The sequence below is a fragment of the Dermatobacter hominis genome (assembly GCF_020715685.1).
Taxonomy (GTDB): Bacteria; Actinomycetota; Acidimicrobiia; order Acidimicrobiales; family Microtrichaceae; genus Dermatobacter; species Dermatobacter hominis.
The window spans coordinates 3,802,795-3,816,319 of sequence record NZ_CP085840.1 but is presented as its reverse complement, the minus strand read 5'-3'; the positions used below and the strand labels follow the sequence as shown (position 1 = coordinate 3,816,319).

Here is a 13,525-nt window from a genome sequence, read left to right as displayed (position 1 = left end):
CGGCAGTGTGCCAGCCGGGCCGCAGCGACCCGGCCGGCCGGATCACCGCAGGTCGTAGCGGTCCAGGTCCATCACCTTGCCGAACGCCGCCGCGAAGTCCTGCGCGAAGCGCTCCCCGCCGTCGGCCGAGCCGTACACCTCGGCGATCCCTCGCAGGACCGAGTGCGATCCGAAGACCAGGTCCATCGCCGTCGCGGTCCACCTGACCGCACCCGACGACCGATCCTTGCCCTCGTAGACGTGCTCGGTGGCCGAGGTCGACCACTCGGTGCCCATGTCGAGCAGGTTCACGAAGAAGTCGTTGCTCAGCACGCCGGGCCGGTCGGTGAACACGCCGTAGGCGCTGCCGCCCACGTTCGTGCCGAGGACGCGCATGCCGCCGACCAGCACCGTCATCTCGGGCGCGGTGAGCGTCAGCAGCGTCGCCTTGTCGAGCAGCAGCGTCTCGGGCGGCAGCTTCTCCCCCTCCTGGACGTAGCTGCGGAACCCGTCGCCCCGCGGCTCGAGCACCGCGAACGAGTCGACGTCGGTCTGGTCCTGCGACGCATCGGTGCGGCCCGGGTGGAACGGCACGACGACGTCGTAGCCTGCGTCCTTAGCCGCCTTCTCCACGGCGGCGGAGCCGCCGAGCACGATGAGGTCGGCGAGCGAGATGCGGACGCCGCCCGACTGCGAGCCGTTGAAGTCCTGCTGGATCTCCTCGAGCTTCGAGAGCACGGTGGCCAGCTCGGCCGGCTCGTTCGCCTCCCAGTCCTTCTGCGGGGCGAGGCGGATGCGGGCGCCGTTGGCGCCGCCGCGCTTGTCGGTCCCGCGGAAGCTCGAGGCCGAGGCCCACGCCGTGCTCACCAGCTGCGACACCGAGAGGCCGGAGCCCAGGAGCTTCTCCTTGAGCGCTGCGACCTCGGCGTCGCCCACCAGGTCGTGGTCGACGTCGGGCACCGGGTCCTGCCAGAGCTGCGGCTCCGGCACCCAGGGGCCGAGGTACCGGGACAGCGGGCCCATGTCGCGGTGGAGGAGCTTGTACCAGGCCTTGGCGAACGCCGTGGCCAGCTCCTGCGGGTTCTCGAGCCAGCGCTTGGTGATCGGCCCGTAGACCGGGTCGAACCGCATCGCCAGGTCGGTGGTCAGCATCATCGGCGCGTTGCGCTTGTCGGGGTCGTGCGCGTCGGGGACCTTGTCGGCGGCAGCGGGATCGGTCGGCGTCCACTGCTTGGCGCCGGCCGGGCTCGTCGTGAGCTCCCACTCGTAGCCGTAGAGGTTCTCGAGGAAGCCGTTGTCCCACTCGGTCGGGACGTTCGTCCAGGCGCCCTCGAGGCCGCTGGTGATCGCGTCGACACCGACGCCGGAGCCGTACGAGTTGTGCCACCCGATGCCCTGCGCGTGCACCGGGCAGCCCTCGGGCTCGGGCCCGACGTAGGACGGGTCGACCGCGCCGTGGCACTTGCCGAACGTGTGGCCGCCGACGATGAGCGCGGCCGTCTCCTCGTCGTCCATGGCCATCCGGGCGAACGTGTCGCGGATGTCGACCGCGGCGGCCAGCGGGTCGGCGTTGGCGTTGGGCCCCTCGGGGTTCACGTAGATGAGGCCCATCTGGACGGCGCCGAGCGGGTGCTCGAGGTCGCGCTCACCGGAGTAGCGCTCGTCGCCGAGCCAGCTGTCCTCGGGACCCCAGTAGAGCTCGTCGGGCTGCCAGATGTCGGGCCGGCCGAACGCGAAGCCGAACGTCTCGAAGCCCATCGACTCGAGCGCGCAGTTGCCCGCGAAGACGAGCAGGTCGGCCCACGAGATCGACTGGCCGTACTTCTGCTTCACCGGCCACAGGAGCCGGCGGGCCTTGTCGAGGCTGGCGTTGTCGGGCCAGCTGTTCAGCGGCGCGAACCGCTGCGCGCCCTCGCCGCCGCCACCCCGGCCGTCAGCGATGCGGTACGTCCCGGCCGCGTGCCACGACAGGCGGATGAAGAGCGGGCCGTAGTGGCCCCAGTCGGCGGGCCACCAGTCCTTCGAGTCGGTCATGACGTCGATGACGTCCTGCTTCAGCGCATCGACGTCGAGCTGGGCGAACGCCTCGGCGTAGACGAACTCGTCACCGAGCGGGTCGGCCTTGGCGTTGCGCTGGTGCAGCACCGACAGGTCGAGCTGGTCGGGCCACCAGTCCTTGTTCGTCCGGGGCCGTCGGTCCGTCGCCGGCTCCGGAGCAGGGATGGCTGGGTTCTCGCTTTCCGACACGATGTCCCCCTCAGGGTTGTTCCGTCCCGGCCAGGTCGGCGGCCGGCTCCGTCCCCGCGCCTCACCCTACGAACACGCTCGTGCCGCGTGCGGCGGATCTTCGATCCAATTCATCGATCGGTTCGATGCAGCGCGTCGATCGTCGACAGCCGGGGGGGGTTCGCCGGACCACGTGCATCCTGCGGGCGGGCATCGGGTAGGCCCACCGACGATCGAACGACCGACGACGACGGAGGAGACGATGGACGAGCAGCTGAAGGGCAAGAAGGTGGCGTTCGTGGTGGCGAACGAGGGCGTGGAGCAGGTGGAGCTCACCGAACCGTGGAAGGCGGTGCGCGACGCCGGCGGCGAGCCGACCCTGGTCGCACCCGACCCCGGCAAGGTCCAGGCGTTCGACCACCTCGACAAGGCCGACGTGTTCGAGGTCGACGTGACGACCGCGGACGCCGACCCGTCGGCCTACGACGCGATCGTGCTGCCCGGCGGCGTCGCCAACCCGGACCAGCTCCGCGGCGACGAGGACGCCGTGCGGTTCGTGCGCGACTTCGTGAACAGCGGTCGGCCCGTGGCGGCGATCTGCCACGCGCCGTGGACGCTGGTCGAGGCCGCGGTGGTCGACGGCAAGCGGCTCACCTCGTGGCCGAGCCTGCAGACCGACCTCCGCAACGCCGGTGCCGACTGGGTCGACGAGGAGGTCGTCGTCGACGGCAACCTCATCACCAGCCGCAAGCCCGACGACCTGCCCGCGTTCTGCAGGGCGGTCGTCGAGTCCCTGGCCGCCTGACGCCGGACCCGTCGCCCGGTCAGTCCAGTCGGACGCCGGGCGGCGGCGCCCCGACCGCCAGCTCCCAGCCCCGGGCGGCGACACGTGCGCCGATCAGGCGCGCCACGCCCACGCCAACGCCGGCGGCCACCGACCAGGCCACCGCCTCGCCCCAGCCGACCTCCTTGTCGGCCGGGTCGGCCGGCGGGCCGGACCGCGACGGCGTCAGGCGGGACCACACCGCGCTGACGGCGCGCTGGGCGGCGAGGCCGGCGAGGATGCCGGTGCCCGTCGAGACGAGCCGCCAGCCGACCTTCGCGGTCGTGCTGTCGGGGTCGGAGGCTGCGGATCGGAGGCGCGAGACGGCGTGCACGGGCGCAACCTACCCGGGCCGGCCCCGCACCCGTCCCGCCACGCGACTCGGCGCCGATCCCCTCCACTAGGTGGAGGGGACCGGCGCCGGCGCAACGGGCCTCAGGCCGGCGGGCTGCCCCTGCCTCAGGCCGGCGGGCCGCCCCTGCCTCAGGCCGGCGGGCCGGCCGTGAAGTCGTCGATCGACAGGACGACCGGCAGCAGCGAGGCCGTGCTCGACAGGTAGAGCTGGACGCCCACCGAACCGGCCGTCTGCAGCGCCGCCGACGTGTCGGTCGCCTGCAGCGTCCAGGCCGCGGGCTCCGGCGTGCCGGCCACCCAGACCTTGGCCGCGAGGGCGGTCGTCCCGGTCCCGGTCGTCTGCAGCTTCACCCGCAGGACCTGGCCGGGCACGTAGTTGATGCCCGGAAGGGTGTTGACCACCGCCAGGTTGGTCTCGGCGCCGGCGAGCGTCCGGCCGAGGATGGCCGTGACGGTCCCGTTGGCGTTGAAGCGCAGCTTCACCCGGTAGTCGTTGTTGGTCCCGACGCGCCGGCCCATGACCGAGACGTAGGTGCCGGACCCGCTGGCGGCGTTGCTCAGCGAGATCGACGTGTCGACCACCGTGTTGGTCTGCGAGACACCGGCCAGGAACGCCGTGCGGCTGGCGCCGGCGGCGGTGGCGCTGAGACGGCCGACGCCGCCGCTCACCGAGTAGTTCGCCGCGGTGCCGCCGGTGGTGCTCCAAGCACCGCCGAGGTCGGCGTTGCCCAGGCCCGAGGCCACGGTGCGGCCGAACGCATCGGCGGCGTACAGCGTGGGCGCCGGCGGGTCCGTCGCCGTCACGGTCTGCGAGGTGGTCCCCGTGGCGCCGTCGTCGTCGGTCACCGTGAGAGTGACCGTGTAGGGCCCGGCCGCGGCATACGGGTGGTCGACCGTCGGACCGGTGCCGGTCGTCCCGTCGCCGAAGTTCCAGGCGTAGCTGACGATCGTGCCGTCGGGATCGCTCGAGCCCGAGCCGTTCAGGGCGACGCTCAGGTTCGACACGTTGGCCGTGAACGAGGCGGTCGGCGACGCGTTGGGCGGCGGGTCCGTGGCCGTCACGGTCTGCGACGTCGTACCCGTGTCGCCGTCGTCGTCGGTCACCGTGAGCGTGACGGTGCGGGGACCGGCCGTCGCGTAGGTGTGGCCCACCGTCGCACCGGTGCCGGTCGTCCCGTCGCCGAAGTCCCAGGCGTAGCTGACGATCGTGCCGTCGGGGTCGCTCGACGCCGAGGCGTTGAACGCCACGTTCAGGTTCGTCGGGGTCGCCGTGAACGACGCCGTCGGGGCGATGTTCGCCGGCGGCGGGCCGCCGGTCTGGCCGGAGGCGTCGAAGTGCGTGGCCACCTGCGCCGCGGTCAGGGCCCGCGGGTACACGGCGACCTCGTCGAGCGTGGCGGTGATCGCCTCGCGGGTCGGGGCGCTCGGCCAGCTGGCCGTGCGGTCGCCGCCGATCCGCCAGTAGCCGTGGTACGACTGCGCCTCGGTGACGGCGGCGTCGGCGTCGACCAGCGCGCCGTCGACGTAGAGCCGGAGACCGTCGGCGCCGAGGGTGCCGACCAGGTGGTGCCAGTCGCCGTCGTTCAGGCCCGGGGCGCTGTTGACCGTGAGCCGGGCGGCGAAGTCGGGCCGCACGCCGAAGTGCACGGAGCCGTCGTTCGTCATGTAGAGCTTGCGGTCGTTCGTGTTGTTCGAGCTGCGGCCGGTCCGGCTGTTGCCGAAGCCGATGATCTGGCCGCCGTTCGTCGTGGTCGTGTTGACCCACGCCTCGACCGAGAAGGTCTGCGGCCCGGCGTCCCAGAAGTTCGGCTGGGCCGGCACCGTGTTGGTGGCCGTCGAGCCGGCGAACGAGGTCGCCCGGTCGGCGTCGGTCAGGATCGCGCCCGGCACGTCGCGGACGGCGTCGGGGAGCAGCGTCAGGTCCTCGGAGCCGCCGGTGTCGAGCACCGTCTGGCCCGACGCCTCACCGAGGCGCCACTGGAAGGACGGGCCGTCGGCCCGGACCGCCGTCGAGTAGGGGCTGGCGGGCGCGGCGCCGGCGGGGATCGTCGCCGTCGTGGCACCGCTCACCACCGTGTTGCCGAGCGGATCGGTCGCACGGATGCGGTAGGTCTGCGTGCTGCCCGGGGCGGCCGTGCGGTCGATGAAGCCGAGCGGCGGACGGGACCACCAGACGGCACCGCTGCGGGTGAAGGTCGACAGCACGGTCGAGTTCGCCACCGTCGTGCCGCGGAGCACCTGGTAGGTGAGGCGGTCGTTGTCGCGGTCCCATGCGGAGGTCCAGCCGACCCGGACGGTGCCGGCCTCGACCGGCGTCACCGTGGGCGTGAGCTCGGCCGCGCCCTGGACGGCGTTGTTGTTGGGCGCGAGGGCGCGGCGGGCGAAGCGGACGAGGCCCTGCTGGCCGGTCCCGTTCACCGAGGGGAACTCGCCGCCCATCAGGACGTAGTCGCTGTTGCCCTCGACGGTCCACGCCGCCTGGTACGAGCCCGTCACCGAGCCGGCGGCGAGCGTCGGCAGCCAGTGCAGGAGCTCGGCCGACGGGATGCCGGCGAAGGGCTGCCAGTTGCCGTACGGCCCGTAGGCGTTCGTGCGGCCGTACGGCGACACGAACTTCGTGAAGGCCTGGCCCCGCTGGTACTGGTCGGGCTGGTACTGCGGGTTGCCGCCGATCATCTCGCAGTCGTGCGAGTGGCCGGCCGTGTAGAGCACGTCGCCGATGACCTCGAGGCCGTAGTTGTCGCCCCGGCAGCCGTTGATCCACTTGATGGCACCGGTCATCGGGTCGGCGGCGAACTCGCCCTCGAAGTTGGCGGTGGTGGCGCCACCGCCGAAGTAGGCCCAGCCGACGCCGAAGATCGACTGCCCGTCGGTGGTCAGATCGGAGATCTGGGTGTTGGTGCCGTGGTTCTGGATCGTCTGGTTGATGGCCCACGGCTGCGCCGAGCCGTTCGTGCCGTCGATGGACGCCATGCCCGGGTCGTTCGTCCCGCCGTTCACGCCGTCGAAGGCGCCGCCGACGATCACCCGGTTCCCCGGTGCGTACGACGTCATCGACACGACGTCACGGTTCACCGACGGCGCCCAGTTCGTGAGCGCACCGGTGGTCCCGTTGACCGAGGCCAGGCGCGTGCGGCCCTGGCCCCCGACGACGGTGAACGCACCGCCGAGGTAGAGGTTGCCGTTCATGAACTCGAGGGCGGACACCCGCGAGTTGACGTTCGGGTTGAAGGTGCCGATCACCGCGCCGGTGGTGGCGTCGAGAGCGACCAGGCGGTTGCGCGCGGTGCCGGTGACGGAGGTGAAGTCACCGCCGACGTAGATGCGGGTGCCGTCGGCGGAGGCCTCGATGGCACGGCCCTGGGCGTTCAGGCTGGCGTTCCAGGTCGTGATCAGCTGCCCGGTCTGGATGTTGTAGGCGAGGATGTTCGACCGAGCGGTCTGGTTCGTGCCGGGGGCGGCGCCGGCGGGGCGGGCCTGGGTGAACTGGCCGGTGACGTAGACGCGGTTGCCGACCACGACCTGGTCCCACACGACGCCGTTGATCTGCACCGTGGGCAGGGCGTCGGCGCTCACCGTCGCGGGCAGCAGCGGATCGTCCTCGGCGGTGTCCGCGGCCGCTGGGCCTGCACCGGCCGCGACGGCCACCACCGAACCGACCATGGCGGCGGCCACCAGCCGCGCCGTCGTGCGGACTCCGCGTCCGCCAGCCTTGAATCGCATCACTTCTCCCCAGCCTCGCCGTGACGGCACACGGCCGCCCTCCTACCGGGGAGGGTACAGGTGTCCCCTGACCCGGGGAATGGGGAAGATCTCCCCCACCCGTGCGACGGGGTCAGCGCAGGCCGCGGGACGGCCGCCGGCTACCGACCGGCGCCGGCCAGCGCCCGGTCGGCCACCTCGCCGAGCAGCGCGACCCGGCCCGGGACGTGGCCGTTCGCCGGGAGGTTGCAGGTCAGCCCGTCCACGCCGGAGGCGGCGATCTCGGCGAGCTGCTCCCCCACCGTGTCGGCGTCGCCGACGATCAGCATCTGCTTCACCATGTCGATGACGCCGTCGCCCCACCCCTTCGCCTCGGCCATGGCGCGGAGGTCGGCGTCGACCTCGGCGGTCGTCGGCGCCACCACGCAGCCGACGAGCACGGTCACGTCGATCTCGGACGGGTCTCGGCCGAAGCGCTCGCAGTGCTCGGCCAGGACCTCGAGCTTGTGCGGGACGTCGAGGTCGCCGCGCATGCCCATCAGGTTCGACTCGTCCGCGTACTGCGCCACCATGCGGAGCGTCTTGCGCTCGCCGTTGCCGCCGATCATGAGCGGGATGCGCGACACCGGCGCCGGGGAGTTCACGGCGTCGGCCACGCGGTAGTGCTCGCCGGACACGGTCGGCCGCTCGCCCCGCAGCATCGGCACGATGATCTGCAGCGCCTCGTCGAGCTTCTCGAAGCGGTCGGAGAAGGTGCCGAACTCGAAGCCGAGCGCGTCGTGCTCCAGCTCGAACCAGCCGGCCCCGATGCCGAGCGTGGCCCGGCCCCCCGACACGTGGTCGAGCGTCGTGATCGTCTTGGCCAGGAGCGCCGGGTTGCGGTACGTGTTGCCGGTCACCAGCGCCGACAGGCGGACGCGGCTCGTGTGCTGCGCCAGGGCCGCGAGGGTCGTGTAGCACTCGAGCATCGGCTCGTCGGGCTCGCCGATCCCGGGCAGCTGGTAGAAGTGGTCCATCACCATGACGCGGTCGAACCCTGCGTCCTCGGCCTCCTTCGCCTGGGCGACGACCGTGCCGAACAGGTCGGCCGGCGCGGTGTCCGGATAGGTGAAGTTCGGGATCTGGTAGCTGAGCCGGGTCATGTGGGCCTCCGCCGTCTCGACGTCACCCGGAGTCTGGCGCGGCGACGGCCCATCAGGTCGCCGGACCGACGAGCTCGCTGCGGATCTGGTGGTGCCGGAGCAGGAACGCCCGCTCGTCGAGCCGCTTGCGGCGCATCCAGCCGGTGACCTCGTCGTTGCACTTGCTCGCGTTGCACGACCGGCACGCCGGCACGACGTTGTCGATGGTGTAACGACCGCCGCGGGAGATGGCCAGCACGCAGTCGCGCTGCAGCGGGCGGTCGGTGGCGGCGCAGTACGCGCACCCGCCCCACGCCTCGGTCAGCAGGGCCCACTGCTCGTCGGTGAGGTCGTGGTCGACCTTCGCCATGCGGCGCTGGCGCTTGCGCGCCGCCCGGGCCCGTCGGCTGCGGTCGACCGCCATGGGCCGGATCGTACGGACGGCGGCAGCGCCGGGCGCGGACTCGGCGCCCGGTCGCCCCTGACCTGACCTCGTTTCGGCGCTGGTTTCCGTCGCTCAGCGACGGAAACCAGCGCCAGAACGGTGGCGGCGGCGCGGGAGCGGAGCGTCAGCGCGGGTCGGGGGGCAGGCCGAGCTCGTCGAGGCGGACCGGGCGGCCCTCGTCGATCGAGCGGTGCGCGGCCACGCCCATCGCGACCGACCACAGCCCGTCGTCGACGCCGACCGCTGCCGCCCTGCCGTCGCGGATGGCGGCGCAGAACTCGACGTGCTCGAGGAAGCTGGCGCCGTGGTGCGCGCCCTCGTGGAGGACGCGGTCGTCCGCGTCGAGCTCGGTCCGCTCGACGGGCCACCCCTCGCCCCGCGACCCGATCGTCAGCACGGCCCGACGTCCCCGGACCTGCTCCATGAACCCGGGCAGCTCGACCTGCACGCGCCCGGCGTCGCCGACGGCGACGAGCTCCTGCTCGAAGGCCGAGCCCTCGGCGAACATCGACAGGTCGAGCAGGGCCCGGGCGCCCGAGTCGAAGTCGACGATCACGAAGGCGTTGTCGAGGATGTCGGGCACCCCCGCCTCGTACCGCTCGTCGAGGTGGTTGACGTCCTGTGCCCCCGAGGCCATCACGCGGACCGGCTCGCCCGGCACGACCACCCGCATCAGGTCGAAGAAGTGGCAGCACTTCTCGACGAGCGTGCCGCCGGTGTTGGCGCTGAAGCGGTTCCAGTCGTCGACCTTGACCAGGAACGGGAACCGGTGCTCCCTGATCGACAGCGAGCGGACGGCGCCGACGCCCTCGCCGACCACCGCGGCCAGGAACCGCTGGACGGGCGGCATGTAGCGGTACTCCAGGCCGACCCAGACGACGCCGTCGTGGCGCGACGCCGCCTCCCGGACCGCGACGCAGTCCTCGACGGTCGTGCACAGGGGCTTCTCGACCATCAGGTGCAACGACGTCGACCACAACGGCTCCAGCACCTGCCGGTGGGTGTGGTTCGGCGTCGAGATCACGACGGCGTCGAGCTCCTCGGCCGCCAGCATCGACTCGACATCGGGGTGGGCCGGCACGTCCGCGCCCGCGGCGGCGCGGGCCCCGGCGACCGACGGCTCGTGCGGGTCGGCGACCGCGACGACCTCGGCGCCGGGCAGTGCGGCGACGTCGCGGATGTGCTCCTGGCCCATCATCCCGACGCCGACGAACCCGTAGCGGATGGGTGCGGTGGCGGCCCGGGTCACGTGGCCCAGTCCACCACGCCGGTCTGTAGGGTGCCGCCATGGCCGACGCCCCCGCCCTCCGCCGCCTGGGCGAGTCGGGGCTCGTGGTCGGACCGATCGCGTACGGCTGCTGGCGGCTCGCCGAGGGCGACGTGGCCGCGGCACGGGAGAAGGTGCTCGCCGCCGTCGACTGCGGGTGGACGCTGGTGGACACCGCCGACATCTACGGCTGGGACGGATCGAGGGGCTTCGGCGACGCGGAGCGCATCCTCGGCGAGGTCCTCGCCGCCGAACCGGGGCTCCGGGACCGGATCGTGCTCGCGACCAAGGGCGGCATCCGGCCCGGCGTGCCCTACGACTGGAGCGCCGAGCACCTGCGGGCCGCGTGCGAGGATTCGTTGCGCCGGCTCGGGGTGGACGTCATCGACCTCTACCAACTCCACCGGCCCGACGTGCTCACGCACCCGGAAGAGGTGGCCGGGGCCCTCGAGGACCTCGTGGCGCGGGGCCTGGTGCGCGAGCTCGGCGTCTCGAACGTCACGACCTCGCAGCTCGACCTGCTCTCGCGGTTCCTCGACCGCCCCCTCGCCACGACCCAGCCGGAGCTCAGCGCCTGGCACAGCGACCCGGTGCGGGACGGGACGCTCGACCAGTGCCTGGCCCGCACGATCACGCCGCTGGCCTGGAGCCCGCTCGGCGGCGGTCGCGTCGCTGCCGGCGACGACCCGGTGGCCGAGGTCCTGGGACGGATCGCCGGCGACCGGGGCGTCGACCCGTCGTCGGTGGCGCTCGCCTTCGTCCTGCGCCACCCGGCGGCGCCGATCCCGATCCTCGGCACGCAGCAGGTGGCGCGCATCCGCCGGGCGGCCGAGGCGCTCGACGTCGAGCTGTCCCGGGCCGAGTGGTACGCCCTGTACCAGGCCGGCACCGGTCAGCGGCTGCCGTGAGCGGCGGCGACCCGAGCGCAGGCCGGGCGGCGCCCGAGGTGGCCTGGTTCGCCGCCCTGTGCGACGACGACGTCGAGCAGCTCGGGGTGCCGGCGCCGCACCTGCTCAGCAGCTACGAGCACTGCCGCGACATCGTGCTGGCCGCGGCCGACGCCGGCTTCGACAACGTGCTCCTGCCCTCGGGCTACGACCTCGGCATCGACGGCACGGTGTTCGCCGGGGCGCTCGCGCCCGAGGTCCGCGATCGCATGCGCATGCTGCTCGCAGTGCGCTGCGGCGAGAGCTGGCCGCCCCAGCTCGCCCGTCAGCTCGCCACGCTCGACCGGGTCCTGGGCGGCGGGCTGACGATCAACGTCATCTCGAGCGACCTCCCCGGCGCGCCGATCGACAGCGAGCTGCGGTACCGGCGGACCGCCGAGGTGATGGCGATCCTTCGCCGGCTGCTCGACGGCGAGCCGGTCTCCCACCACGGCGAGACCTACGACCTCGAGGTGGCACCGCCGCGCATCCGGACCGTGTCGGGCCGGTGCCCCGAGCTCTACTTCGGCGGGCACTCCGAGGCCGCCCGCCGGGTGGCGGCCGAGCACGCGGACGTGTTCCTCACCTGGCCCGACACCGAGGCGGCCGTCGCCGCGCTCGTCGCCGACATGGACCGCCGCGCCGCCGAGCACGGACGGTCGCTCCGCTACGGGTTCCGCTCGCACGTGATCGTGCGCGGGACCGAGGCCGAGGCCCGGAGCGCCGCGGCGCACCTCGTCGACGCGCTCGACGACGTCACCGGGGCGGCCATCCGGTCACGCTCGCTCGACAGCGGGTCGGCAGGGGTGCGCCGCCAGGCGGAGCTGCGCGAGGGCGCGGACGACGACGGGTTCGCGGAGGAGGCGCTGTGGACCGGCATCGGCCGGGCCCGGTCGGGCGCCGGGGCGGCCATCGTCGGCGACCCCGACCAGGTCGTCGCCAAGCTCCTCCGCTACCGCGCGCTGGGCGTCGACACGTTCATCCTCTCGGGTTACCCGCACCTCGCCGAGTGCGAGCTGGTCGGCCGGTACGTGCTCCCGGCCCTGCGCGCCAGCTGAGCTCGTCGGCGGTGTGGAACGCCGACCGACCGACGACCCGACCCCGTTTCGGCGCTGGTTTCCGTCGCTCAGCGACGGAAACCAGCGCCAGAACGGTGGCGGCGGCGCCCAGGAGCGGAGCGTCAGCGAACGTCGCGCACGACCCTCGCCGGGTTGCCGACCGCGACCACGCCGGCGGGCAGGTCCCTCGACACCACGGCCCCGGCGCCGACGACGGTGTCGGCGCCGATCTCGACGCCGGGGAGGACGATCGCCCCACCGCCCAGCCAGACGTTGTCGCCGATCGTGATCGGCTCGGCCGCCTCCCACCCTGCGCGCCGGAGGTCGGGGTCGATCGGGTGGGTCGGTGTGAGGAGCTGCACGTTGGGACCGATCTGGACGTGGTCGCCGATCGTGATCGCGGCGACGTCGAGCGCGACCAGGCCGAAGTTGGCGAAGCACCACGACCCGATGCTGATGGACGACCCGTAGTCGCAGCGGAACGGCGGCCGGATGGTCGTGCCCTCGCCGATCGAGCCGAGGAGCTCCTCGAGCAGCGACCGCCGCAGCTCCGCCTGCTCGGCCCCGGTCGAGTTGTAGCGGTCCTGGAGCTGCATGGACTCCAGCCCGGCCGCCTCGATCTGCGGGTCGAGCGCGACGTAGAGGTCGCCCGCGAGCATGCGCTCGTACATCGAGCGCCCGTCGTCGGTGTCAGGTGCGGTCACGGTGCCTCCCACCTCGTCGGGACCTGTCGGACCGCCGACCGGGACGGATCACGGCGCCCGGACGAGGTAGTCCTCGAGCCGGCCGATCCTGAACCCCTCGGCCCGGGCGCGGGCCACGACGTCGTCGAGGTCCGCGTTCAGCGTGTCGCGGTAGTGCATGAGGATGATGTCACCCGGCTTCAGGACGACGTCCTGCATGGTCAGCTTCCCGTTGTTGGTGGAGCCGGTCCAGTGGACGACGGCGGCGTAGCCGCACTCGTCGGCGACGCGCCGCACGGCGTCGTCCGAGTTGCCGTAGGGCGGGCGGAACAGCGTCGGGCGCCGCCCGAACAGGTGGGCGAACGCGTCCGCCGGCTCGCAGATCTCGCGCCGGAGGGTGGCCTCGCCGGCGCCCCGCAGGTTCGGGTGGCGGATCGTGTGCGTCTCGATGAGCCCGCCCCGCTCCTGGACGCCCTTCCAGTAGAGCGGGTCGGCGGCGGCGTTCGGCAGCGTGAGGAACGACGTGAAGGGCACGCCGAGCTGCTGGAAGTGGTCGAGGTACGACGGGTCGCGCACCGCGCCGTCGTCGATGGTGATGAAGATCACCCGGTCGGTCGTGTCGACCCGGTGCACGAACGGCGCCAGCCCGCCGCTGCGGTCGAGGGTCGGGACCACCGTCGGGGGCGGGGCGAGCAGGTCGTTCGCCGGCGCCGTCGTGGGAGGGAGGGCTGTCGTGGGAGGGAGGGCTGTGGTGGGGGCGGTCGTCGTGGGAGGGGCGGTCGCCACCGTCGTGGACGACGCGGTGGTGGAGCCGCCCGCCTCGTCGGCGCCCGAACCCGAGGAGCACGCGCCCGCGGCGACGGCGACTCCGACGGCGAGGGCGAGCAGCGCCGGACGGGCGCGACGAGGGAGCGGGATCGTCGAGGGGCGCACGAGCGCCC

The 13,525-nt window shown here is 73.0% G+C and carries 11 protein-coding genes; 3 read left to right on the top strand and 8 right to left on the bottom strand.

Features of this window, described 5'->3' with window-relative positions; all coding sequences use genetic code 11:
• Positions 1–42: 42 nt before the first annotated feature.
• Positions 43–2,226, bottom strand: coding sequence for a catalase/peroxidase HPI (gene katG / locus LH044_RS17875; protein ID WP_227756953.1), 2,184 nt, complete (start codon positions 2,224–2,226; stop codon positions 43–45).
• Between the two features lie 241 nt (positions 2,227–2,467).
• On the opposite strand from katG, the gene LH044_RS17870 reads away from it, so the two are divergent.
• Complete coding sequence (locus tag LH044_RS17870) at positions 2,468–3,010, top strand: type 1 glutamine amidotransferase domain-containing protein (protein ID WP_227756952.1); 543 nt, start codon at positions 2,468–2,470, stop codon at positions 3,008–3,010.
• A 19-nt stretch (positions 3,011–3,029) separates the two neighbouring features.
• Here LH044_RS17870 and LH044_RS17865 read toward each other — a convergent pair whose 3' ends face one another.
• From LH044_RS17865 to LH044_RS17845, 5 genes are all read right to left on the bottom strand, one after another.
• A complete protein-coding gene (locus tag LH044_RS17865) occupies positions 3,030–3,362 on the bottom strand; it encodes a DUF4235 domain-containing protein (RefSeq protein WP_227756951.1) in 333 nt (110 codons plus the stop codon).
• 149 nt (positions 3,363–3,511) lie between these two features.
• Positions 3,512–7,057 carry a PKD domain-containing protein gene (locus LH044_RS17860; RefSeq protein ID WP_227756950.1) on the bottom strand — a complete coding sequence of 1,182 codons (3,546 nt, stop codon included), beginning with the start codon at positions 7,055–7,057 and terminating at the stop codon, positions 3,512–3,514.
• A 188-nt stretch (positions 7,058–7,245) separates the two neighbouring features.
• Positions 7,246–8,226, bottom strand: a complete 981-nt coding sequence (locus LH044_RS17855; RefSeq protein WP_227756949.1) for an LLM class F420-dependent oxidoreductase — start codon at positions 8,224–8,226, stop codon at positions 7,246–7,248.
• A 52-nt stretch (positions 8,227–8,278) separates the two neighbouring features.
• Positions 8,279–8,629: an HNH endonuclease gene (locus tag LH044_RS17850; protein ID WP_227756948.1), complete on the bottom strand. Its 351-nt coding sequence runs from the start codon at positions 8,627–8,629 to the stop codon at positions 8,279–8,281.
• A 145-nt stretch (positions 8,630–8,774) separates the two neighbouring features.
• Positions 8,775–9,899: a Gfo/Idh/MocA family protein gene (locus tag LH044_RS17845; RefSeq protein WP_227756947.1), complete on the bottom strand. Its 1,125-nt coding sequence runs from the start codon at positions 9,897–9,899 to the stop codon at positions 8,775–8,777.
• Positions 9,900–9,937: 38 nt separating this feature from the next.
• On the opposite strand from LH044_RS17845, the gene LH044_RS17840 reads away from it, so the two are divergent.
• Both LH044_RS17840 and LH044_RS17835 read left to right on the top strand, forming a co-directional pair.
• Complete coding sequence (locus LH044_RS17840) at positions 9,938–10,825, top strand: aldo/keto reductase (RefSeq protein WP_227756946.1); 888 nt, start codon at positions 9,938–9,940, stop codon at positions 10,823–10,825.
• Complete coding sequence (locus tag LH044_RS17835) at positions 10,822–11,901, top strand: LLM class flavin-dependent oxidoreductase (protein WP_227756945.1); 1,080 nt, start codon at positions 10,822–10,824, stop codon at positions 11,899–11,901. Before LH044_RS17840 ends, LH044_RS17835 begins: the two co-directional genes overlap by 4 nt.
• A 122-nt stretch (positions 11,902–12,023) precedes the next feature.
• On the opposite strand, the gene LH044_RS17830 is transcribed toward LH044_RS17835, so the two are convergent.
• Positions 12,024–12,572 carry a sugar O-acetyltransferase gene (locus LH044_RS17830; RefSeq protein ID WP_374210635.1) on the bottom strand — a complete coding sequence of 183 codons (549 nt, stop codon included), beginning with the start codon at positions 12,570–12,572 and terminating at the stop codon, positions 12,024–12,026.
• A gap of 81 nt (positions 12,573–12,653) precedes the next feature.
• On the bottom strand, positions 12,654–13,517 hold the full coding sequence (locus LH044_RS17825; RefSeq protein ID WP_227756943.1) for a polysaccharide deacetylase family protein: 864 nt from the start codon (positions 13,515–13,517) through the stop codon (positions 12,654–12,656).
• Positions 13,518–13,525 lie beyond the last annotated feature (8 nt).

Coding starts and splice junctions, on each gene's coding strand:
- LH044_RS17870 (WP_227756952.1), top strand. CDS start 2,468: ATGGACGAGCAGCTGAAGGGCAAGAAGGTGGCGTTCGTGGTGGCGAAC.
- LH044_RS17855 (WP_227756949.1), bottom strand. CDS start 8,226: ATGACCCGGCTCAGCTACCAGATCCCGAACTTCACCTATCCGGACACC.
- LH044_RS17850 (WP_227756948.1), bottom strand. CDS start 8,629: ATGGCGGTCGACCGCAGCCGACGGGCCCGGGCGGCGCGCAAGCGCCAG.
- LH044_RS17840 (WP_227756946.1), top strand. CDS start 9,938: ATGGCCGACGCCCCCGCCCTCCGCCGCCTGGGCGAGTCGGGGCTCGTG.
- LH044_RS17830 (WP_374210635.1), bottom strand. CDS start 12,572: ATGTACGAGCGCATGCTCGCGGGCGACCTCTACGTCGCGCTCGACCCG.